19 protein-coding genes and 2 pseudogenes are annotated in these 22719 nt (G+C 41.0%); 18 read left to right on the top strand and 3 right to left on the bottom strand.

The genetic code is table 11. The features are described from left to right. The first annotated feature begins 304 nt into the window (after positions 1-304). Positions 305-1585 carry a group II intron reverse transcriptase/maturase gene (gene ltrA, locus AC0L7T_RS19455; protein ID WP_473337694.1) on the top strand — a complete coding sequence of 427 codons (1281 nt, stop codon included), beginning with the start codon at positions 305-307 and terminating at the stop codon, positions 1583-1585. 135 nt (positions 1586-1720) lie between these two features. On the opposite strand, the gene ltrA (AC0L7T_RS19450) is transcribed toward ltrA (AC0L7T_RS19455), so the two are convergent. The 3 genes and pseudogenes from ltrA (AC0L7T_RS19450) to AC0L7T_RS19440 form a co-directional block, all read right to left on the bottom strand. After that, the gene (gene ltrA, locus AC0L7T_RS19450; protein WP_473337693.1) at positions 1721-3211 is read right to left on the bottom strand and encodes a group II intron reverse transcriptase/maturase; all 1491 of its coding nucleotides are present in this window, start codon (positions 3209-3211) and stop codon (positions 1721-1723) included. Between the two features lie 814 nt (positions 3212-4025). After that, positions 4026-5199, bottom strand: a pseudogene (locus tag AC0L7T_RS19445) (IS91 family transposase). Beyond that, positions 5189-6001, bottom strand: a pseudogene (locus AC0L7T_RS19440) (tyrosine-type recombinase/integrase). The pseudogenes AC0L7T_RS19445 and AC0L7T_RS19440 overlap by 11 nt, the downstream one beginning before the upstream one ends. Before the next feature lie 986 nt (positions 6002-6987). Between AC0L7T_RS19440 and AC0L7T_RS19435 the strand changes: the two are divergent. From AC0L7T_RS19435 to AC0L7T_RS19355, 17 genes are all read left to right on the top strand, one after another. Then, a complete protein-coding gene (locus tag AC0L7T_RS19435) occupies positions 6988-8163 on the top strand; it encodes a hypothetical protein (protein WP_473337692.1) in 1176 nt (391 codons plus the stop codon). Further along, a complete protein-coding gene (locus AC0L7T_RS19430) occupies positions 8160-10430 on the top strand; it encodes a hypothetical protein (protein ID WP_473337691.1) in 2271 nt (756 codons plus the stop codon). The genes AC0L7T_RS19435 and AC0L7T_RS19430 overlap by 4 nt, the downstream gene beginning before the upstream one ends. A 115-nt stretch (positions 10431-10545) precedes the next feature. Beyond that, positions 10546-10842 carry an IS66 family insertion sequence element accessory protein TnpA gene (gene tnpA, locus AC0L7T_RS19425; protein ID WP_473337328.1) on the top strand — a complete coding sequence of 99 codons (297 nt, stop codon included), beginning with the start codon at positions 10546-10548 and terminating at the stop codon, positions 10840-10842. Positions 10843-10849: 7 nt separating this feature from the next. Continuing rightward, positions 10850-11197, top strand: a complete 348-nt coding sequence (gene tnpB, locus AC0L7T_RS19420) for an IS66 family insertion sequence element accessory protein TnpB (RefSeq protein ID WP_473337326.1) — start codon at positions 10850-10852, stop codon at positions 11195-11197. Between the two features lie 75 nt (positions 11198-11272). Beyond that, entirely contained in the window at positions 11273-12844 is a 1572-nt protein-coding gene (tnpC, locus tag AC0L7T_RS19415; protein WP_473337324.1) for an IS66 family transposase, read from the top strand. Between the two features lie 674 nt (positions 12845-13518). Then, positions 13519-14085 carry a Crp/Fnr family transcriptional regulator gene (locus AC0L7T_RS19410; protein WP_473337690.1) on the top strand — a complete coding sequence of 189 codons (567 nt, stop codon included), beginning with the start codon at positions 13519-13521 and terminating at the stop codon, positions 14083-14085. Positions 14086-14234: 149 nt separating this feature from the next. Then, the gene (locus AC0L7T_RS19405) at positions 14235-14726 is read left to right on the top strand and encodes an SDR family NAD(P)-dependent oxidoreductase (protein ID WP_473337688.1); all 492 of its coding nucleotides are present in this window, start codon (positions 14235-14237) and stop codon (positions 14724-14726) included. A gap of 9 nt (positions 14727-14735) precedes the next feature. Then, the gene (gene tnpA / locus AC0L7T_RS19400; RefSeq protein ID WP_473337686.1) at positions 14736-15038 is read left to right on the top strand and encodes an IS66 family insertion sequence element accessory protein TnpA; all 303 of its coding nucleotides are present in this window, start codon (positions 14736-14738) and stop codon (positions 15036-15038) included. A 3-nt stretch (positions 15039-15041) separates the two neighbouring features. Beyond that, complete coding sequence (gene tnpB / locus AC0L7T_RS19395; RefSeq protein WP_473337684.1) at positions 15042-15389, top strand: IS66 family insertion sequence element accessory protein TnpB; 348 nt, start codon at positions 15042-15044, stop codon at positions 15387-15389. A 75-nt stretch (positions 15390-15464) separates the two neighbouring features. Further along, positions 15465-17006: an IS66 family transposase gene (gene tnpC / locus AC0L7T_RS19390; RefSeq protein ID WP_473337683.1), complete on the top strand. Its 1542-nt coding sequence runs from the start codon at positions 15465-15467 to the stop codon at positions 17004-17006. 41 nt (positions 17007-17047) lie between these two features. After that, a complete protein-coding gene (locus AC0L7T_RS19385) occupies positions 17048-17551 on the top strand; it encodes a Rossmann-fold NAD(P)-binding domain-containing protein (RefSeq protein ID WP_473337681.1) in 504 nt (167 codons plus the stop codon). A 532-nt stretch (positions 17552-18083) separates the two neighbouring features. Continuing rightward, a complete protein-coding gene (locus AC0L7T_RS19380) occupies positions 18084-18461 on the top strand; it encodes an Imm63 family immunity protein (RefSeq protein ID WP_473337679.1) in 378 nt (125 codons plus the stop codon). After that, complete coding sequence (locus tag AC0L7T_RS19375; protein WP_473337677.1) at positions 18458-18835, top strand: hypothetical protein; 378 nt, start codon at positions 18458-18460, stop codon at positions 18833-18835. The genes AC0L7T_RS19380 and AC0L7T_RS19375 overlap by 4 nt, the downstream gene beginning before the upstream one ends. Positions 18836-19236: 401 nt before the next feature. Continuing rightward, positions 19237-19932: an Nmad2 family putative nucleotide modification protein gene (locus AC0L7T_RS19370; protein WP_473337676.1), complete on the top strand. Its 696-nt coding sequence runs from the start codon at positions 19237-19239 to the stop codon at positions 19930-19932. Between the two features lie 238 nt (positions 19933-20170). Beyond that, positions 20171-20671, top strand: a complete 501-nt coding sequence (parS, locus tag AC0L7T_RS19365; RefSeq protein ID WP_473337674.1) for a type II RES/Xre toxin-antitoxin system antitoxin — start codon at positions 20171-20173, stop codon at positions 20669-20671. Continuing rightward, a complete protein-coding gene (locus AC0L7T_RS19360) occupies positions 20671-21150 on the top strand; it encodes an RES family NAD+ phosphorylase (RefSeq protein ID WP_473337672.1) in 480 nt (159 codons plus the stop codon). The genes parS and AC0L7T_RS19360 overlap by 1 nt, the downstream gene beginning before the upstream one ends. A 51-nt stretch (positions 21151-21201) precedes the next feature. Then, positions 21202-22641: a serine hydrolase domain-containing protein gene (locus AC0L7T_RS19355; protein WP_473337671.1), complete on the top strand. Its 1440-nt coding sequence runs from the start codon at positions 21202-21204 to the stop codon at positions 22639-22641. The last annotated feature ends 78 nt before the right edge of the window (positions 22642-22719 follow it).

Raw genomic sequence — 22719 nt, 5'->3', positions numbered from 1 at the left:
GTAGGATGAGGTAGCACACCATACTGACGTCCAAAGGTTGGGTAACTAACAGGTGTCTTACCGGTAGATCCAGTGGATATTGGGGGAAGGAATATGCCATTACCTGGGGAGGTCTTGGAATAGATTCAGTTTCTATGTGCCAAGAAGTCAGCAGAAGTCATATTAGTTATCGGAAACGAGCTGTAAGAGCTACAGAGGCCTCACTTGATAATGAAGGACTGAACATTGAATCGCGTCTTAATTCGGTTTGGAATGCTGAGTAATCGGTATAGCCTAACCTTAAGCGGACAAGGAAGAGAAAGCAATGATAGGAAAAGTACTACAATCCAAAAATCTTTATAGGGCCTATCGTCAAGTGGTAGGAAACCAAGGTTCTGCAGGAGTAGATGGTATGGAAGTGAATGGTTTGAAGTCCTTTATAGACCAATATAAACCATCTTTGCTAACCGAAATTCTTAGCAGGGAGTATGTACCGAAAGCTATCAGAGGGGTGGAGATCCCCAAGAGTAACGGAAAGACTAGATTACTAGGGATTCCGTGTGTAGTGGACAGATGGCTTCAACAGGCGGTTAGCCAACAACTTGCGGTCCAATTTGAATTAGGTTTCGAAGAAGAAAGCTTTGGTTTCCGTCCTGGAAAGAATCTTCACGGAGCAGTAACCCAATCTCTTAATAACATCAATGATGGCTATCAGGACATTGTGGATATTGATCTGAAAGGGTTTTTCGATGAAGTACAGCACTACAAACTACTGCAACTAATCTATAATAAAGTAAAATGCCCGACAATCCTGTGGCTGATTCGAAAATGGTTGAGAGCACCGATCCAGATTAATGGGAAGCTGCACAAACGCAGAAAAGGATTGCCACAGGGAAGTCCCCTGAGTCCGCTGTTATCTAATATTCTCTTGGATAAACTGGACAAATACCTAAAAAGTAAAGGGTTGAAATTCGTTCGTTATGCTGACGATTTTAGTGTTTATACGAAGTCCAAGGCAGAGGCCCGAAAGGTGGGAAATGAAGTTTACTTGTTCCTCAAAAACAAGCTGGAATTGCCCATTAACAGGGAAAAGAGCGGTATTAGAAGACCTACAAAATTCGTGTTGCTTGGACATGGATTTACTCCTACTTACGGGAAAAGGGAAAAAGGCGACTACCAATTAGTTGTCAAGAAAGGTAGTTGGGAGAATCTAAGGCGAAAACTTAAAGGCATTACCAAGAAAACGTTGCCATACAGTTTTAAAGTGCGGCTTTATAAACTCAGAGAGGTATGGATGGGCTGGATAAACAATTATCGTCTGGCTAATATAAAATCCAAACTTATTAAGCTTGATGAGTGGTTGAGGAATCGTCTGAGATACTGTATTTGGCATGACTGGAAAAAGCCAGTGCGGAAACGTAAAAATCTGATAAGGTTGGGAGTTTCACAAGGTTTAGCGTATGCTTGGAGTAGGACCAGAAAAGGAGGATGGGCAGTAGCTCAAAGCCCAATTTTGGGAACCACGATTACTCTTTCAAGACTCCGAAGAAAAGGTTATCAAAGTATGCAGGATTATTACTTGAAATTTAAACCTGAGATTCAATGAACCGCCGTATACGAGAACCGTACGGTCGAGTAGGTCAGGGGGATCACTCCCCCTTTCCCCTCCAAGAACCGTACGTGAGAGTTTCCCCTCATACGGCTCAAGCACTCTAAAGACTGCCAAGGGGCAGTCCGGCCATCAAGCCAGTCGGCTTTCTTTGAGGTTTTTAGGTGTAGTTTTTCCTTGAATCATCCTTTCCTTAAAGTAACTTTCCCATTCCCTGTCATAAGGGTTAGAGTTGTTCCTTATTTTAACGTGCCTCCTTATCTTGGCGGCTTCGAAGAGTGGAAGTTCAAATGTCTTTTCCTTTTCCTCGGCGGCAAATACCCAATTTCTGTTGCCTTTGGTCTTAAAGTATTTTACCCTGACCCATCGGCTTCCTTTCTTGGGGTGTCTGCGCTTGGCCCATTTCCACAGTAATCTGAAAACTTTATGGTCCAGAAGCGCAAAGGTTCTTGAGGCGGCTGAATGGCGGTAGTAATTGGCCCACCCCCTGATCTTTGGAGAGATCATGCGGATGAGTTCTGCCTGCGTCACGGACTTATGGTTGGCTGTAGCCCCACCGATACTTGCCATGATTGACTTCACTGAATCCTTCCTGGGTTTGGTGAGGCATTTGTCACCGTATTTGCGGATGTTGAAGCCCAGAAAGTCGAAACCCTTGCGTATATGGGTAATCTTGGTTTTCTCCCGGGAGAGTTCAAGTCCCCTCTTGGAGAGAAACCCGTTGATTAGCGGTTTTATCTCACTTTCAAGATATTCACTGTCGCTACAGGTCACCACAAAGTCGTCCGCGTAGCGGATGAAGTTAATTTTGTGGGGGTTTCTCCCCCCTTTGTGTCCGGCATGGATGTTTATTTCTTTTTCCATTCCGTTAAGTACCATGTTGGCGATTGTAGGCGAGATTATACCACCCTGCGGTGTTCCACTTTCTGTTGGAAACCATTGTTTGTTGTCCATGTAGCCCGCCTTGAGCCATTGGGCAAGAACCATTTTGCTTAAGGGGATATTTTGCAGGATCCATTCGTGCGAAATGTTGTCGAAACATCCTTTGATGTCCGCTTCCAATATCCATTCGGCCGAATTGCGTTGGCACAGCACATTGTGGCATTGGACGATTGCGTCTGCGCACGAGCGTTTGTGCCTGAACCCGTATGAGTTCAAGTCCGCTGTGGTCTCCGCTATCGGGTCCAGTCCCAGCCTGAACAGGTCCTGCATGGCCCTGTCCGCCATGGTGGGTATGCCCAGGTGCCGGTACTTTCCGTTTTTCTTTTTGATGGATTTTCGTCTGAGTGGTTTTGCTTTGTATCCCCTGACTTTGAGAAGTTCAGTGGCTTTCCACTTTCTCCCCGGCGTGTTCCAGAGTACCCTGTCCACACCTGGGGTTCTGCTGCCTTTGTTGGAGGTTACCCGGAAAATTGCGAGCAGTTTCCCGTAGAATGACCTTGACATCAGGTGCAGAAGTGCTTTTGCCCTGTGAAAATGTTTTTGTTTGACGGCCTTTACGATACGTGATTGCAGTGACTTTACGCCACGTTCGACCTTCTTCCAATTAATGGAGTTCCAATCGTCCCATGTCGTTGGGGATGCACATCCGGCATTTGTCGGATTCATTTGCGTTTTCCTCATTGAAGTCTTACTGTAATTTTCTCGTAAAAGAGTACCATGACGGAAGTGGGCCTATCTACCACATTAGATGGTAGCATTTGCTTTCTCCGTCTTTCCTTTACCCGCAGCCCGTTGGGCCTGCTTTGCAGCCGGCTAATCCCGGAATTCCGGGAAAGATTGCGGGCTTACCAAGTTCCGCTTAGATAACGGACGGGGTTAGGTCCTGCCTCTTTGCCGGGGGAATCGAAATCCATGTAGCAGAAACCGCAAAGCCTGCTAACTATACCCCTTACCGTTTTGGTCACAGCGTGTCAACGTCTTTCGCTATCTACACGTCACGACATTTATCAGCAGTTCACATATGTTGACCATACCCATCAAGCCTAACTCCCCCGCACCTGACGTTAGTGCGCAACAGAGATTCTTCACAGAATCTCTTTACGGGCTATATTGTCCGGATAGCTTCGCACAATTCCGTTACCAGAAATGCACGTATCCATAGGCTACTTGTGATGGAACACAAGGTTTAATCGTTCATCGAACGTTAAACAGTTATCTATGCGACTTCTTGTCGCACTACGGTGGTGTGAGAGGCGCATCGTGGGCTTTTGGCTCACGACCGTCTACTCGATTGAACGAAGGGTGTTGGGAACTTGGTTTACTATGGGGAATGATTTTCTTCTTTTGCTTTTTTAGCGATGTGAGAATGAAAAAGTTTCTGATTTTAAATTGTTCTTTGTCCTAGGGTTCCTTTTTTTAGTATTTATTATTGAATAGGTAAACGGTTTTGGTGTGAATTTTAGGCTGTTATTACCATTTGGACATACCTGTCCCTTTAAGCTAATTGATGCTTATTATTTTGTTTCTTGATTTTGTTAAACCAGGTGACTGGAGGCCCTCTTTGGTCGAAGCACGCCACTGTATGTAGTTCTCCGGTTTTGCAATAAGAACACTTTCTGAACAGGGAAGCCGGTTTTTCTCTTAATTCTATTACGACCTTACCGATTTGACTGTCGATACTGACCTTATGTGTTGCCTTGAAGGCACTGGCCAGGATTCCATAATGTCTGATGCGGGTAAAACCCTTGGGTAAGATATGTAATGAAAATCTTCTTAGGAATTCAGGAGCTGTTAACCTACAAGTTTCTTTTTTGCCCTCTTTCCGGTAGTTCTTTACCGTAAATTGAACCTCACCGTTTTGAAGTGATTTGATCCATTGGTTGCTAATGGCAATCTTGTGAGAATACCTACCTAGGTATTCAATGACCTGTTTTGGGCCGAAGAATGGTTTTTTGCAATAGATGACCCATTTCTTGGAGAACAATTGCCTTGCAGTGTTCGGGGCCAACAACTTCTTTTCCCTTAGTGCCTGCACCATTCTTGCTCTGAATACGGTAGACATTTTCTTTACCGGAAAAAGAAATCGCCCTTTGGAGAGAGAAGCCTTCCATTTACCGGAAGGTGTTAGACCACCAGCAGGAACAATGCAGTGCAGATGAGGGTGTAAGCTTAGGTTCTGCCCCCATAGCCTGTCCCGAAGCGAAGCGTATCGGGATATGTAACACACTTACCATTCCAGTCTTTGCACCTAGCAACTTGGGGTTGGCAGCAAAGTCCCTGACGACTGACCATGCGGTTTGAAACAGCAGGTGGTAAAGCTCAGAAGGCTTGGTCAATGCTAATTCATTGAGCGTGTCAGGCAAGGTGAACACGACATGAAAATAGGAGGCATTCAACAGATCCTTTTCTCTATTTTGTATCCAGCGTTCACGTAGGTGTCCTTGACAGCGTGGACAGTGCCTGTTTCGGCAACTGTTATAACTCAGGTGTAGCTTTTTACAATCAGGATTATCGCAACGATCAATATGCCCTCCCATCTCAGCGGTTCGGCAACGCATCAGCGCATAGAGGGTACGGGCTTTCCAAGCATTGGGAGCTATTGCAGGAATATCGTTGTGTAAGGCTCTGATAATATCAGCAAGCTGACAGGCAGAATGCTTATCCCTCATAAAGTTTCTCCAATGGGCTAAACGGGGCCTTCCTGCCGACCCTTGCCACGTGAAGATAAATTAGCGTTGTATTAATGTCCACATGGCCGAGGAGTTCTTTGAGCGTAAAGATGTCAGTGCCCATTTCGAGCAGGTGGGTAGCATAGCTATGCCTAAGAGAGTGAGCGGTAACTTGCTTGAGTATACCACTAGCTCGTCTGGCTTCACGTGCGGCCCACTGCACACCCCTTGCACTAATGGGAACAGTTTCACCAGCACTGTTCTTGCCGTTAAAGAGATATTCGACAGGTTTTTCTACTTCCAAGTACGTTTTAATCCCTCTTGTAAGAAGATCGCAGAGAGGAACATATCGGTCTTTTCGGCCCCACCCGCAGCCTGGCCCCTTACTAAAACTGTCCACAGGACAGTTTCTTTACGTTCGGTCCTCTTCCCGGATATGGAGCATTTTTCGGTCAAGATCGATATCCGTAATCTTGAGCTTGCAGCACTCAAAGTTTCGTAGCCCACAGCCATAAAGTAAAGCAAGGATTAGGCGATGTTTGAGTAGCTTTGGAGCCTTTAATAGCTCCTTAACCTCCTGCTGACTAAGGACGACAGGGAGTTTTTTTGGTCGTTCAATTGAGGGCAGAATAACGCTGCTTTCTTTCCTGTCAAAGATTCGAAAAAGGTAGCGGAGTCCGTAAACGGTGTGTTTAAAGAAACTGTCGGAGGGAGTATGGTGCTTACGCTTGAGAAAATGGAGGTAGTCCTGTATGACTTCGTCATCAAGTTCAAGCAGATCAGAGTTGAGATGTAGTCCCATATGGGCCAGGCATCGAGCGTAATTGTTGAGAGTGCTTTGACTTTTCCCCGAAATGGTTATTGATCTTCGGAGCCTTTTGAGTTGTAAATCAAATCCCGGAACATTTTCACAGGCTTTTTCAATGATAGATTGCTTTTTTTTTCATAGCTTAAAATGTTTAATATTAACGATAAGTCTAATGTAGGAAGAAACGGCAACAACTGCCGGCTTCCTGCCTTAGCAGGATTCGTTCAACATTGTATAAGCGTAATGCGGGCTGAATGGCTAAAATTGATCATTTTTTCTCCTAATAAACTTTGCGGTATGCGGACAGTGAATAGCTCCGAAACCCGCACTAAGCTTATATTTGGCCGTTAGTGTGCCACGAAGCTGTGATAATCCAGTAGGTGTAAATCCTAATTAAATAATTTGCTGTTCATTTAGAAGAGCTCCACAAGTGAGGGTTACGCTTAAGCTCGGTATGCTAAAATGTACAAGCTAAAATACATAAGCGTGAACCCAGTAGCTTCGAGAAGTGTATCAGTCGTTGGGGAGAGTTTTGACGGTCTCAAACCCTGGAACGTTGCAAGGATTAACAGCAATGTGAAGTGTAATGGTCTAACAGAGTCATAGGGGTGGGTTGGTTATAAATGGATTGTGCAAATGCTTGGTAGATTCATGTGAAAAGCAAATAAAGAAGGCTATCGGTTAGCCGTATGAGAGTAAACTTCACTGCCTGCCAGTATTTTCGGGGTACGGTTTGATAAAGGGTTACTGATTCTTTGCTACTTATTATTATCTTTATAGGCATGAATAAAGTAGGCTATCAGGCTGTATTCTACTAGCTAATACAGATAAGACAAAATCATAAAGAAAAAGAAATGAAAAAGAAATGAAAAGGCAATGCACAATAAAGCACATTTACAAGCCCTACCACTCAAGTCAAAACTTCAGCTTGTAAAAGAGCTGTTTTCTTACTAGTGCCCGGACTTCTCAAAAGACAAAAAATGATTAAAGTAACAGGTAACATATCGATACCCAAAATTCAGAATCTATATTCTGAACTCGCTTCATCAAATGATGCTGTGATTGATGTGCATTTGCCTAAAAAAATAGAAAAACTGGATTTCGGACTATTGTTCTCCTATTTGCAATTTTTATCCACTTGGGTAAGAAATAATAGTTCAGGAAAATTGAAACTACCAGTTAACAACACGGAAGAAGCAATTGAATATTTGGATAACAATGAATTTGTTTATCCTTCTATTGTATTAGCTTGGGAGAAAGAAATTGTAAATGCGAATGGAGAAAACATAAAAGGTGAATTAAAACTTCCGAGCAAGGAATACTTCAACCGAATGGATTTTTTCGACTTAAAAGGAACTTCGGTTCCTATTTACTGCTTCGACCACGATAAATCAAACAGAGGACTTTCACGCCACCTTTACAAGAATTTCAGAGAACTAGGTAATGAAACCACACTTAGCTTTAACCTTTTCAATGCCTTTAAAAAAGTTGGAGACTTCAATAAAGAAGTTTTTAGAACTGCTGTAAAAGATCACTACGATGACTTTATAGCAATAATCCACGAACTTCTCACGAATACACATGAACATGCAAAAACGAATGAACTGGGCTACAATCTTTATCCAAATATTCGTGCGTTGCAATTGAAATTTCACAAGAAACCTATTATCAAATTCATTGAACAGTTTCAAAATTATGCAGGTCTTGTTCAATATTTCAATTCAGGATTTAGTGTTAATCAACAAGGTGACTTATATCTATTAGAAATTTCGATTTTGGATAGTGGGCCTGGATTTGTGAAACGATACAAAAAGATAAGCGACTATAATTTGAACATTTCCGAAGAGATAGAAATTATTAAACATTGTTTATACAGACACAATACTTCTGCTGACGGATTTAGAGGTGAAATTAAAGGCATTGGGCTTGATAGAGTTATGCAAACACTGGACGGAAAAGGCTTTGTAAGGATAAAAACTGGACGGGCAGATGTTTTTCGTGACATGAGAAACAATCGTTATCATCATCATGATAATGCAAGTGAAATTCAGTTGAATGATTTCCAGAATAACAGCACCAACGATTTTAGTGTATATCCAGCAGCCGAAGGCACTTTACTTTCTATTTTTTATCCCTTAGAATTTAATCAGCAATGAGAAACTACTTTATATACCAATATGAAGACGTAGTTTCTTCAACAGGAAAACTGAGAGTTACGGTATTGTTTATTCACAAAACGAAAATCGGCTCACAGAATGAATTGGCTCAAGAATTAAATAACTTTTTTCAGGAACATAGTATTACTGACAAATTGGTAGTACTCGTTCCGAAATATCTTGATGTTTCCTCCTTAGAATTTTTCAAATCAGGCAGAGAGATTACATTCCAAAGGGTTCCGGGTAAATCGGCAGACTATTTTGATAAATGCCTAATGATTTATGATTATGATTCTGACGGAAGTTTAACTTTAATTGAAGGTGAAAAACCCAAAAATAAATCTAAGTTCGTTTCACATTTACTAAGAAGCGGTTCAACCGTAATTTTCAAAAACAATGGTGGTTTGGTTGAATCAACTCCTGACCATCACTTTGTTTTTCCTAGCAATAAACACTGTTCTAAGTTTATTCGAACAGGAAATGTTTTGATAAATCAATCAGAAATATTTTTCCTCGCTGTTCAACTTTTGAAACATGCAAAGGATAGAAATATTATTTACTGTGATACTTCATCTATCAATGTTCTACCATATTCAGTTTTTGAATTGAGAAGAAGGTTTAAGCAGGAGTTTGATTGCCCTATTGTTCACAGTTTTGAATCATACGATTTATTTGAAAAAAGCACTGATAGTTTTTCTCCTGAATCGTTAGTATTAATTTCATCTTCTACATCAGGCAATATTATTGATAGGCTATTAAAGGAAAAAAGAGCCGATAAGGAACAGATTCAAGTTATTTACTTTTTAGGCCCAAATGACAAATTTTTAAACCACAATGCTAATATCATTTGCAACCTTACAAAGGATACTGAATTTCAATTAGGAGAGGAAGAATTTGAAACTTACAATAACCCAGAAGATTGTAAACTTTGTAAGAACCATTCAAGACCAATAAATATTCGTGGTGATGTATTTCTTACTGTTCAACCGAAAGTTGAAAGACATCTTCTAACAATAAAGCCTGAGTATTTCGCTAAGAGTATCGCAACATTTGCTAAACACTACAAAAGCGGATTGCTAAACGAAGGAGTAATTAAGGTCTATTACAAAGACAATTTTCCTGATGCGAACTACGAAGTATATTTTGATATTGTTTTTATACTAAAGAACTTAACCAAGTTTAAAAGGTTTGACGAAGCACTAAATAGATACATTGATAAATATATACCTGCAAACACCAAATATCTTTTGTATCTCCCTGACATCGGTTCGAAAGAACTTGCAAAGCATATCCTTACTAAAATTCCATCAAGCATAAATCCCGAGCTAATAAAACTAGATTCAGACTTTACAAGTAAAATCAAAGAAGAATCGGGAGCTGTAGTGATTGTTGCTTCTTGCATTACCACAGGTAAAAAACTATTACAGATAAGTCGATTAATGCGAAATATGGAGAAGTTGAATTTGGTTTATTTCGTTGGTATTTACCGTCCTTTAAATAACAAGTTCTCAACTGACCTAATTAGTGATTTAAAGAAAGGTAAAGACAAAAGCGATGAACGACCATTTGTTGCAGTTGAAACAATTTACTGTTCAATACAGCAAACCGAAACTTCTTGGGAACTGGAAAAAATCTTTTTTGAAGACTTTATAGGTTCACTTGACGAAGATAAAGAGCCAGAAGTTTATAGCTATGTAAATGAACGACTTGAAATTCTTCGTGATAACAAAAAACTTCGTGGCTTTAGTAATGATGTTTTTCTGAAAACTGTAGGTAAACAGGATTTACGCTTGAGGAAGAATTTTGCGTTCTGGACTTCATTTGAATATAAAGAAAATGAAATAGCCCAATCTGAAGTTTACTTTACTATTTCGACAATCATTTCAAACCTTGAACAAAAGCAAATCAATTCACATCCGTCACTTAAGCAGACAAACTATGTCAGAAATATGCTAAGTCCTAGAAACTTTCACCGATTTAATGACGGTATTATTCAAGCATCATTGCTTAGAAGTGGAAAGACTCAGTATTTCGCTTACGACCTTGACAGCGAACTTAGTTTACAAATGAAAGAATTTCTGTTAAGCATCATTGACAAATACGATTCAGCAGACGGTGAAGCTTTAATGGAATTTTTGCTCGCAATTGGTATTAGACGACTTAAAATGAGAAAGGAAGACCTGAAAGAAGTTTTAAACAAGGCAATTGGTTGTTCTGACAAAATGGTTTCAAGTTTATCAAAATACATTAATCAAACGACATTATAGCCCATGTAGCAGTCACACACATACCGCATTCGCACTAGCCAACACAAAGACCATAAGTAAGCGAACGCCCACCCCCATCTGTTTTTTTTGGTAGCAGTTCCAGACCTTTGCCCTCATGAAACAAGAAACAACTATTTCCCCCAGGGATTATTATCATTCCCTATATGAAGACTGGAAGGCCAGCGGTATATCCGTCGGTCTGTTCTGCAAGCAAGCCTCAGTCAAGTACGCCACGTTCCGATACTGGTCCAAAAAGTTTGGGCAGGAAGGAAATGCGGATACGGGTTTTACTGAGTTGCGCGTCAACGGCCCCGGACCGGATCCTGTTGTGGTCTTGAACTTCCCCAACGGTGCCAGCCTTTCCTTTCACCGCCTGCCGGACGCCGCATGGCTCAGGACACTGATGTCGTAAACAGGGTATGCTGTTCCTTTCCTCGTCGGCGCGCTATTTTCTATACCAGCAGCCCGTTGACATGCGCTGCGGAATTTACTCCCTTGCCGGCCTTGTACAAAACAACCTGGGCCTTGATCCCCTTTCGGGTGACGTGTTCATCTTCATCGGCAAGCGCGGCAACCAGCTGCGTCTGCTCCAGTGGGACAGGGACGGGTACGCCATGTTCATCAAGCGCCTGGAGGCGGGTACTTTCGAGCGTCCCAAAAACGGGAAACTGTTAATATCCTCCCGGGAGCTGAGCCTGGTTCTTCAGGGCGTGAAGCTGGCTTCCGTACAGCTCAGAAGACGGTATGAAAGGAGTGTTTCCGCTTGAAAAAAAAGCGAAAAAGATTGTAAAAAAATGCCCTTAATATGCCAAAAAGTCATTTTTTGTATTTATTTTTATACTATGAACACAGCCGTAACGGACTACAAAACGCTCTACCTTGAAAGCCAAAAACAGCTGGCCGAAAGCACGCGCATGCTCCTGGAAACGGAACTCAAACTCAAGCTCGCACTCATGGAAGCGGCCGAACTCCGGTACAGGAAGTTCGCCTCGGGTCAATCAGACAACCGGGTAACCGGGCAGCTGGGCATCTTCCCGCTGGGCGCCGGGGATGCCGACCTGCGGGCCTCCGAGGAGCTTACCGCCACCGAGGCAGAGCAGAACAACCGCGAGCAGGACATACAGGGCCGCAAGCGCGTGAAGGCAGCCGCACGCCGTCCCCGCATGGTGTTTCCCGAAAGTCTGGAGCGGGAGATCGAGATCATAGACCCCAACCAAGACCTTGAAGGCTACAAAGTTATCGGGGAGGAGACCAAGGAGGTGTTGGTGATGGTGCCCGCCAGTTTTAAGGTCCGCAGGATCATCCGCAGGAAATGGGCTCTCACCGACCCCTCCCAAACCGACAAAAAGGGCGTGCTGATCGCCCCCATCCCTTCCAGGACCGTCAACAGGGGACTCTTTGACGAATCCGTGCTGGCCCATCTGCTCACCTCCAAGTTCGTCGACCACCTTCCCCTCTACAGGCAGCGGCAGATGTTCCTGCGGATAGGGCTCGAAATCCCCGCCTCCACGCTCATCGACAACACCAACGCGGCCTGCAGGGCACTCACCCCCCTCTACAAGGCACTCAAACGGGAAACGCTCGCTAACCTTTACCTGCAGGCGGACGAAACCCGGATGCAGGTGCTTGAAAACGGATCGAAAAAGGGTTCCACCCACCGGGGGTACATCTGGGCATACCATGCACCCGCGGATGGGCTGGTAATCTTTGACTACCGGACCAGCAGGAACAAATCCGGCCCGGCGGAAATGCTGGCCAACTATACCGGAGTGGTCCAAACAGACGGCTATGAGGTGTACCAGAGCCTGTTTGGCAACAACAAGGCCATAAAACATTACTATTGTATGGCCCATATCCGCCGCAAATTCGACGAAGCCGCCGGTTACGACAGGGAAAGGGCCACCTGGGCGGTGACGCATATCGCCAAACTGTACGCGGTGGAAAAACAGATCAGGGAAGCCGAACCGCCCCTGTCAGAAAACCTCGTCGTCGAGAAGCGGGTGGCCGAATCCCAGCCCGTACTGCGGGAGCTCCACGACTGGATGCTCGCCGAGTACCCCAAGGTGCTCCCTTCCTCCCCAATAGGAAAGGCAATCGCATACGCACTCCCACTCATGGACAGCATGAAACTGTACACCGCCCACGGACAGCTGCAGATCGATAACAACCTGATAGAAAACGCCATCAGGCCGATCGCCCTGGGCCGGAAAAACTACCTGTTCGCTGGCACCCACGCCACCGCCCAGAACGCCGCCATGATCTACTCCCTGTTCGCCACCTGCAAAAAGCATGGAGTCAATCCACGTGACTGGCTGCTCGACGTGCTGAGGAAACTAAACGACATGAACTATGAAGGCAGATTCTCCGACCTGTTGCCCCACAGGTGGAAAATTAACCAAACGACCCCAACCTAACTATTGATAGGGGGATGGGCGTTTGCTTACGACCATAAATGCGGTAAGAGTGTGTCTGTCCTCAACACACAGGAAAGTACTAACAGTAAAAAGTACTGGCTACAATAATTTATCTACATTGATGCGAATAAGGCTTCGGTTTATTGTAATTTCGATCGATCGGGATTGGACTCAGCCTCCTGTTGCTTTCTGCTATGGAGATTGGATAGGTTTTGTTGGTTGGTTAAGGGAATTAGGTGGTAGTAAAATTATTGAAACTTGACGAACTGATTCTCCGATAGTGTTTTTAAGTCCTTGTCTCTTTGGTTTAGAGGTCTCCGAAAACTCAAGCTATAAGTGATCCAGAGCTTCCATTGAAGCTATTTTGATAAAGAAAGATGCTTGACGGGCAATAGGTTATTGGATTTCAATAAAGTAGGCTATCGCTACGCCGTATGAGCAAAATTTTATTTTTTATTCGGGTCTGCCCTGTAATTAACAGGGTACGGTTTGATAAAGGGGGCGTTGATCCTTTGGTACTTCTTATTATCTTTATATATAATTATAAAGTAGGGGATCAGGCGCTACATTACTCTGCAACTAGAAAAACCGTACAAATAACATTATAAGAAAATCAATCCACCTTTTTGCTATTTGACAAATTCCGAATAAAATCCAATAACAACCTTTGTGCTATGGACAAATTAATAAACTATCTGTTGGAATTTGGGCAGTTAAATCAACAGCAAATTGACATGATAAAAAGAAAAGCAAAGGTATTGGAATTGAAAAAAGGCGATTATTTTTCCGAAGCAGGAAAAATACCAAAACAAGTAGCATTTATTGAAGAAGGTATTTTCCGGGTATGTTATTATAACAGCAAAGGTGATGAAATTACTAAATACTTTGTTGATGAAAATAATTTTGCAGTGGACATAAACAGCTTCAATCAAAAAATCCCCTCTTCCGAATATGTTCAGGCTGTAACAGATTGTACACTATTTGTATTTTCAACAGAATCACTCAACGATTTATCAGCTACTATCATTCAGTGGGACGGCATTATCAATAAAATAACCGAAAAAGCATTGGTTGAAAAGGTAAATAAACTAAGTCCAATGTTAGCCGAAGATGCTACAACAAGGTATCTAAGTTTTCTTGAAAAGTTTCCGAATTTAGCCAACAGAATTCCGCTTTCCTATCTCGCTTCATATTTAGGAATCACTCAATCATCGTTAAGTAGGATTCGAAAAAGCATCTGAAATGAGAACCGAAGGCTTTCGGTACGAATTCCATGTAGCCTTTAAAATGAATTAAATATACATGAATTCATTATTTGCCAAATGGCAAATGTTTTTGCTTTTGAAGTGCTGAACTTTGCTTCATCATTTTAATAAAAGACAAAAAAAATATGGATTCAATAATTATTACAGGAGCAACCAGTGGAATTGGCTTTGAGTGTGCTTTACAAATGGCTCAAATTGCCAAAAACGAACAAATTATCATTCCTGCCAGAAATATTGGAGCAGGAAAAGGCATAATAGAAAAAATAAAAGACAAGACAGGTCATAAAAACCTAAAATGCTTGGAATTGGATTTGGCTTCTTTAGAATCTATAAGAAAGTTCTCTGAATCATTTGCCAAGGAAAAAAACAATTCCATTTCTATCTTGATAAATAATGCAGGAGTACAGAATATTGGCGAAACACAATATACGGTTGATGGATTTGAGCAGACATTTGGTGTGAATCATCTCGGTTCGTTTGCCTTGACTTTGCAATTGCTGCCCTTAATGAAAAATGACGGACACATAACATTCACATCTAGCGAAACACACGACCCATCACTTAAAACGTATCCGTCCGATAAACTACATCTTTTAGTATTGAAGATCTGTTGCTAAACTTGTGTCATGAAAAGACAGACAGAAGGCAATATGCGTAAACTATATCAAGAATGGTTATCCTCAGGGGTTAGTAAGTCAGAATTTGCCGACATGCATGGGATAGTTCGGACAACTTTTTATTATTGGACCAAAAAATTCAGCACAAAGGAAGAAGAATCCACCGAAGGAAAAGGCTTTCAATTGCTAGATCCGGTTCCTTCTGTTGGTCGACATGGTCGTGTAATAGCCCATATTCATTACCCTTCAGGAGTTAGCCTGGAACTCTATGATGAGGTTTCACCCGAGTTTGTTAAAACCCTTCTTGGTTAACAAATGCTTGCCCTATCCTCTTCATGTCGTTACTTTTTATACGACAAGCCCACCGATATGCGTTTCGGTATCAATGCACTTTCTGGATTGGTACGCAACAAGCTGGGCTTTGACCCCATGAATGGAGATGTATTCATTTTCATAGGTAAACGTGGCAACCAAATCCGACTTTTGCAATGGGACAAAGATGGTTTTGCCTTATATATCAAAAAGTTGGAACGAGGTACTTTTGAGCGCCCTGTCCTTACCGGAACAGCCATCACAAGTAATCAACTTAGCTTCCTATTACAGGGGGTAAGGCTGGAATCGGTGCGCTACAGGACCCGATATACCCCGTCAAAAAGAGCCTAAAAAAAAGAATGATTTTGAAGTAAAAAAGTACCTCAAAACCACTTTAAACCCATTTTTTATACTTATTTTTATGTTATGGAAAATGAGACAATCGACTACAAAAAGCTATATGAGCAGGAGCTCAAGGCCCATCAGGAGTCTTTGTTGACCATCTCCGAAAAGGAGGAAAATCTCTCTATAAAACAGGAACTAATCGAGGACCTGCAACATGAACTTAACAAGCTTCGGAACGCTCTTTTCGGCAGTAAAAGTGAAAAGAGACCGGCTAATGTAGCAGAAGGTCAAATGGGCCTTTTTGAACTAGGTACGACTCAAGCTGTCCAGGAAGAGCTTTCAGAATCTGTATCTAGTGCAAAACAAAAGGCCAAACCAAAGAAAAGAGCCAAAGAAACTGGGCGTATGCCTCTTCCCGAAGACCTTAAAAGGGAAGAAGTGGTGATAGAACCAAACGAATCTACTGAAGGCTGTGTGCAGATAGGTCAGGAAGTAACCGAAGTATTGGAGGTAGTTCCGGCATCTTTTTATGTAAAACGTTACGTACGTCCAAAATACGCAAAACCAAATGGTGAGGGCATACTCATTGGTACCTTACCAGACAGAGTAATAGAAAAGGGAATACCTTCAGAATCTGTGATTGCCCAGCTTACCGTAGATAAATATGTCTATGGAATGCCACTACACAGGCAGCTGGACAAATACAGCAAGATGGGGGTAAGAATTCCAGCTTCAAGTGCCTCCGACTGGGTAATGAGGGGCTGGGAACATCTAGAACCACTATGGGAGTTGCTTCGCATGATGGTACTCTTGCAAAAGTACCTGCAAGTGGACGAAACACCCGTAAAAGTATTGGATAGAGATCACAAAAACGGTATTCATCAGGGATACATGTGGCTCTACCATGCACCGGTAGACCGCCTAGTACTCTTTGATTACAGAAGAGGTAGGGATCGATCGGGTCCCAAAGAAATGCTTTCTGACTTTAAAGGTATCATCCAAACGGATGGCTACAAGGTATATGATTCCCTTTATGGGAAACATGACACTATTCATTTAACTTTTTGTATGGCACATGCCAGACGCAAGTTTGTCGAAGCAATCAAGGACAATGAAAAACATGCGAACCATGTTCTAGATGAGATGCAACTACTCTACAAGCTGGAAGCACAGATGAGAGAAAAGGGGCTTGACTACCTACAGAGAACTCAGGAGAGAAAAGAGCATGCCACCCCTGTTCTGGACAGACTAGGACTATGGCTGGACAAACACCAGTACAGCCACAGACCAACAAGCCCAATGGGCAAAGCCATAGCATATGCCAGATCAAGATGGGTAGGATTGAGTGCCTATACACTACATGGACAAATGGAGATAGACAACAATCTGGTAGAAAATGCGGTTCGTCCATTAGCGATAGGACGTAAAGCGTACCTGTTTGCAGGATCACACAAAGCAGCAGAAATGACAGCAGCCATGTATTCTTTCATGGCCAGTTGCAAAAAGAACAAAGTTAATGAGTTTGAATGGCTCAAGGATGTATTCGAAAGAATCCAGAGCCACAAGCAAAAAGATCTCTATCAACTACTACCCTCTAATTGGGAGAAGTACAACGCTAAATAGTCCCTCAAAAAATAAAATCCCGCAATTCCAAATTATTCTATATGGGTTGCTCGGATGCTTACCTTAAAACACCAATAGAACCACCAATGTATACCAGTGTTCAAGAGCTTGCTTTCTCAAAAGAAACTTCCGAAAAAACTAACATAGTTGGACAAAGAAGGTATTCTACTTCAAAATTGTGTAACATAATGACCACTTATGAATTACAAGAGCGATTAAAAGAAACAAATATTAGGGTAAATGCCTATGACCCAGGAATGACACCAGGAACAGGACTTGCCAAAACTTATTCACCTGTTATGCGATTTTTATGGAAAAACGTATTCCCTGTTTTGACCTTATTAAAAAGTAACATACATACACCAGCTCAAGCAGGAAGAAATTTAGCAAAACTTGCGTATTCTGAAAAGTACAAAGACTTGAAGGGAATTTATTTCTCGGATGGGAAAGTTGTTAAAACATCTGTTGATTCTTATAAAAAGGTTTTTCAAAAAGACTTGTGGAGTGGCAGCCTTGAACTTACAAAAACCACATTTACAGAATAACAAAAACAAAAAGAAACATCTAAAAATGGCAGCAGGTAGCAATTAAGCTACAATGATGCGATTAAGGCTGCGGTTCTTTGTAGTCCTGAGCAGTCAGGATTGGACTCAAGCTCCGGTAGCTTTCTGCTATGGGGATTGGATTGGTTTTGTTGGGTAATTCAGGGAATTACGTGGCAGTAAAATTATTAAAAAGTAGACGAATTGATTGTCTATTAACGCTTTTAAGTACTTGCTTCATTGATTTTTGAGGTCTTAAAAAACCTAAGACATAGGTGTTCCAGGGCTTATCCTGAGGTCATTTCGATGAAAGGTTATGGTCCGAGGGGTTGAGAAATTGTGGTAATTGAATTTCAATAAAGAACGCTACTGGAAAGCCGCATAAGGGATAACTTCATTGCCTGCCTGGTTTTTTCGGGGCCTGTCCCGTATGTAACAGGGTAGGGTTTGATGAAGGGGGGGCTGATAGTTTAATTTTTCTTTTATCTTTATAGGGATTAATAAAGTAGGTTATCAGGCGCTACTACACCGTTCAATGGAACTTATACAATCAAAAATAGAGAAACTTGCAAGTAGAATTAATGCTCCCAAAGAGTCTTTGCCAACCTATGGTTTTTCTGAAGATTTTGCCAGACCACATATAGAAGTTATAGGTAATGAGCTTCACTGGGTAGTAGTTGAAAGAGGACAAGAATTACTAAGACGCCATACCGCTGAGGAGAAAGAAATCCTTTTTTGGGTATTTGATGCAGTAACTTTTGAAATGGCGACTCGATTAGAATTAGAGAACAGGAATGAAAATGAAGATTTCAGAATTCAACTTTTTAAAATTCAGGAAGATCTTATTGATACAATTGACTCTGACTATTCTAAACGCTTAAATATCAAACACCGAAAACTTTTGAAAATATGAGCTGGGATATTGTATTGTTTTGCTCGAAGGAAACAATAAGTTCAATTGAAGATCTTGACGAGGATAAACTCGAACCAATGGACTTCACAGGAATCCTCGAAAAATCATTTGAATACGTTATTAAGGACGATAACCACCGAGCAATAAAAGGGAAAGACTTTTCAATTGACTTCTTTACCGATAATGAATTGGTAAGTAATAAAATGCTGAGTTTGTACGGGGAAAATGCATTATTCGAATTGATAGAACTTGCAAAACAACATGGTTGGCAAGTTTTTGATACCGGCTTAGGAAGTATGATTGATTTGGAAAATCCAGAGAATAACGGCTATGAGAATCACGCAAATTATGTGGCTCATGTAATGAAAAAATGAAAGGATAAAAAACGGATGGCCACTAACTAAACATTCTAACGACTGGAACAGCTTAGTATAAATGCTGTTGAACCCAGAGAAATGTTCAGGACCCTTCGGCACCCTGCGGCAGGCTCAGGGACCGTGCTCAGGAACTTCCGGCAAAAAGCAACGAAGTAGGATAGGGGGGTAAAAGTGATATTAGTGGCAATATTAATTACAGCGGTAATCTATTGTTTTCTGTAAGGCTTGCGGAATTGAGATCGCATAACCTCGCCCGTATTTTCGGGAGCCTGTCCTGTATTTTACAGAATACGATACGAGAAAGGGGAGCTGATTCTTTGCTACGTATTATTAACTTTACAGGTATTGGAAGAGTAGGCTATCAGGCGCTACTCTAAGGCGGCAAGCAAAGAAAGACAATGAAACGACTTTACTCATACGTATTGAAGATTGATTATGGAGCAGCTCCTAATCCATTTTGGGGGACATGTACATTGACAATTTGTAAACCTGCAATTAGACGAACTGCAAGAATTGAAGATTGGATAATCGGGACAGGTTCGAAAAATTCAAAAATCAATGATAGCTACAAATTCGACCTTTCTGACAGCGTTGTTTACGCGATGAAAATAACAGACAAAATGAGTTTGTCTGAATACGACCAATTCTGCCGTGAAAATCTACAAAATAAAATTCCAAGATGGTTTGACCGTGATTGGAGAAAAAGAATGGGTGATTGTATCTACGATTATGGAAATAGAACCGCCCCGATAATGAGGAAGGGAGTACATAATGAGACAAATAGAGAACGAGACCTTAGTGGACAAAACGCTTTACTATCAAATCACTTCTACTATTTTGGTGAAGAACCCCGTCCACTTCCAGCCAATCTAAAACCGATTATTAAGAAGTACCAAGGACACTTAAAAATTGAAAACACTGACCTTATTGAAAAATTTGAAAAATGGATAAGTCAATTCGATAAGAATAGAATTTATGCTGACCCTCAATTAAAACACGAGTTTGCCAGAAAATTCTCTGATGACCAAATATCAAAATGTTCGACCAAAGACAAAGACGATGATATTGACGAAAATGAAGAAACAATATGTTAATAGCACGACCCGCCAACCATTAAGCTATAATGATGCGATTTGTCTTTTGTCATTTAAATTGGCTTAGCTCTTTGTTCTTGTTTCTGGATGCCAAGAAACCAGATTCAACCCCCAAATCGTGCTCGTTTAATACCTTTAATAATTACTAGCACTCCTTACAAGTGCCTCAGCATTTATTTCGTATTGAAATTTTATACAAAGCAATTTTGTTACTATATTACAATAGAATTGCTTTTATATGGAAACACACTTTCAAAAAGTTACGAAATTCGACACGGAAAAAAGTGTCAAGCGAGCGAGAGCTACAAGAAAAAAAAGGACTGGTTGGATTATTAAAGTTCCAGGTGGAGAATATGCTTGGACCAATAAGATGGAAAGGGTGGGTATTATTAGAAGAGGGCTTCCTTATGACTCAATTGAGGTAATTAGCAAAAGAACTGATCTTCCCGTAAAACAAATTTTAACCCTTTTTGGTGTGCCTCAAACTACTTACAATAAAAAGAAAAGGGGAAAAGAATTACTAAGTGGTAGAGATAGTGAAGTAGTACTATTGTTAACAGAACTTCTTGATTTTGGCTCGGAAGTCTTTAATAATGAATCCGAAAAGTTTCAAAGATGGCTTAAGAAGCCAAATTTATCTTTAGGTGGAGTAAAACCGGAGAGCTTATTCGATTCGGTTACAGGTATTCAAGAGGTGAAAAACGCCCTTAATAGACTTGAATATGGCAATATGGCGTAATGAGAGTTTACAGAATTGAACGGAAAAAACACCTAAAAACCACCCTAAAAGGAATTGGGGCAGCTTTAACAGAAGGATATAGATGGAATAGCCTTAACACTTATCTAGTTTATACCGCAGAATCTCGTGCATTAGCAACTTTGGAAGTCTCTGTTCATTTGGATTTAAATGAAGACTTACCAAATGACAGGTATTATGTCGAAGTTGATATTCCGGATGACATTCAAATCCTTGAAATAGATCCTGCAGACTTACCGGAAAACTGGGATTCAAGACCTCCAATATTAGAAACGCAATTTATAGGAGACGATTTTGTAAAAGACGGTGGAGCAGCCGTATTAAAAGTACCTAGCTGCATTGTTAACCAAGAGTACAATTATTTAATTAATCCCCACCACTCGGACTCTTCTCGAATAAAAGTGATTGCTAAAACAGCCATGAATTTTGACCCTAGAATAAAACAAAATGCTAACAAATGATAGGACACATCCCTTTACCCTACCAGGTGATTTTCTAAAACAATTGTAATTATGAATTATATTAAAGCTTTTGGTTTTTTTTCAATTCTAATAATTTCTTCATCACTATTTTCACCCAACCTAGTCGCACAAGCCAGTTTTTCTAATGCATTGGAACTAAAAATGGATAGCATTTTTGGAGATTTTAATGTTATAAATAAACCCGGAGCCACTGTAGCTGTTGTTAAAGATCAGAAAATTGTCTTTAAAAAAGGGTATGGAAGCGCTAACCTAGAATATGGTATTCCAAATTCACCTGCTACCATATTCCATATTGCATCTGTTTCAAAACAATTTACTGTATTCTCAATCCTATTATTAGAAAAAGAAGGGAAGTTATCTTTTGATGATGATATCCGCAAATACATTCCCGAGGTTCCTGATTTCGGAAAAACAATTACTTTAAGGCATTTGGCTTCACATACAAGTGGAATGAGAGATCAGTGGGGCTTACTAGGTATGGCGGGATGGAGACAAGATGACGTTATCACTAAAGCGCACATTTTAAAATTAGTTGCTCAGCAAAAAGAATTGAATTTTAACCCTGGTGAATCCTATATGTACTGCAATACAGGTTTTACTTTATTGGCTGTAGTTGTTGCAAGAATATCTGGTAAAACATTTGCAGCATTTACCGAAGAAAAAATTTTTAAACCCTTGAGTATGTCAAATACACTTTTTTATGATGATCATGAAAAAATTGTAAAGAACCGCGCCTATTCTTATCAGGCTGGACCTGATAATAAATACAAAAAAAGTGTCTTAAATTTCGCCAATGTTGGCGCAACTGGTTTATTTACAACTGTCGAAGATTTGGCCCTATGGGCTATGAATTTCTCATCATTTACTGTAGGTGATAAAGCCATTGTAGACAAGATGAATACGCTGGCAGTGCTTAATAACGGTGAAACATTTGGCGGTGCTTATGGTCAATTTATAAACAAATACAAAGGTTTAAATCAAATTCAGCATGGTGGAGTTGACGCTGGATATCGCAGTTATTTAGGTAGGTTTCCTGATCAGCACTTTTCCGTTATGGTATTTAGTAACTTAGGCCAATCCAACCCTATGAATTTAGCACTTCAAGTTGCAGACCTATATTTGAAGGATGCTTTTGAAAAAGAATCAGAGGCAGTAAATAATGCTGATGATCCAATTGAATCGCATGAGTTCACGCCACCAAATTATGAGGTTTCGGATCTTAAAGAATTTGTAGGAGTGTATTTTAGTCCTGAGTTAAATACAACTTACGAAACTGTTTTAAAGGACGGTAAATTGACGTTTACGCATAATCGCGCTGAAGATATCCCTGTTTCAGTGGTCAAAAGTGATAGGTTTCGTGGAGGTCACTATAGCTTTAAGTTTGAAAGAAATGATAAACAGCAAATAACAGGATTTAGAATTTCATCGGGACGAGTTAAAAATTTATGGTTTAAAAAAATAATTAATTAACTATACACAATAACATGTATGGTTCATAGTACTCGGCGGTAAGATACGACAGCATTTAGGAGATATTGCTGTGTCACG

The sequence above is a fragment of the Cyclobacterium sp. 10D3-21 genome, assembly GCF_055809755.1.
Note: the sequence above shows the minus strand (reverse complement) of the source record. Positions and strands in the feature narration are given on the sequence as shown.

Coding starts and splice junctions, on each gene's coding strand:
- AC0L7T_RS19380 (WP_473337679.1), top strand. CDS start 18,084: ATGGAACTTATACAATCAAAAATAGAGAAACTTGCAAGTAGAATTAAT.
- AC0L7T_RS19370 (WP_473337676.1), top strand. CDS start 19,237: ATGAAACGACTTTACTCATACGTATTGAAGATTGATTATGGAGCAGCT.
- tnpC (WP_473337324.1), top strand. CDS start 11,273: ATGAACACAGCCGTAACGGACTACAAAACGCTCTACCTTGAAAGCCAA.
- AC0L7T_RS19355 (WP_473337671.1), top strand. CDS start 21,202: ATGAATTATATTAAAGCTTTTGGTTTTTTTTCAATTCTAATAATTTCT.
- AC0L7T_RS19435 (WP_473337692.1), top strand. CDS start 6,988: ATGATTAAAGTAACAGGTAACATATCGATACCCAAAATTCAGAATCTA.
- tnpB (WP_473337326.1), top strand. CDS start 10,850: ATGCTGTTCCTTTCCTCGTCGGCGCGCTATTTTCTATACCAGCAGCCC.
- AC0L7T_RS19410 (WP_473337690.1), top strand. CDS start 13,519: ATGGACAAATTAATAAACTATCTGTTGGAATTTGGGCAGTTAAATCAA.
- tnpA (WP_473337328.1), top strand. CDS start 10,546: ATGAAACAAGAAACAACTATTTCCCCCAGGGATTATTATCATTCCCTA.
- ltrA (WP_473337694.1), top strand. CDS start 305: ATGATAGGAAAAGTACTACAATCCAAAAATCTTTATAGGGCCTATCGT.
- ltrA (WP_473337693.1), bottom strand. CDS start 3,211: ATGAGGAAAACGCAAATGAATCCGACAAATGCCGGATGTGCATCCCCA.
- tnpC (WP_473337683.1), top strand. CDS start 15,465: ATGGAAAATGAGACAATCGACTACAAAAAGCTATATGAGCAGGAGCTC.
- AC0L7T_RS19360 (WP_473337672.1), top strand. CDS start 20,671: ATGAGAGTTTACAGAATTGAACGGAAAAAACACCTAAAAACCACCCTA.
- AC0L7T_RS19405 (WP_473337688.1), top strand. CDS start 14,235: ATGGATTCAATAATTATTACAGGAGCAACCAGTGGAATTGGCTTTGAG.
- tnpB (WP_473337684.1), top strand. CDS start 15,042: ATGCTTGCCCTATCCTCTTCATGTCGTTACTTTTTATACGACAAGCCC.
- tnpA (WP_473337686.1), top strand. CDS start 14,736: ATGAAAAGACAGACAGAAGGCAATATGCGTAAACTATATCAAGAATGG.
- parS (WP_473337674.1), top strand. CDS start 20,171: ATGGAAACACACTTTCAAAAAGTTACGAAATTCGACACGGAAAAAAGT.
- AC0L7T_RS19430 (WP_473337691.1), top strand. CDS start 8,160: ATGAGAAACTACTTTATATACCAATATGAAGACGTAGTTTCTTCAACA.
- AC0L7T_RS19375 (WP_473337677.1), top strand. CDS start 18,458: ATGAGCTGGGATATTGTATTGTTTTGCTCGAAGGAAACAATAAGTTCA.
- AC0L7T_RS19385 (WP_473337681.1), top strand. CDS start 17,048: ATGGGTTGCTCGGATGCTTACCTTAAAACACCAATAGAACCACCAATG.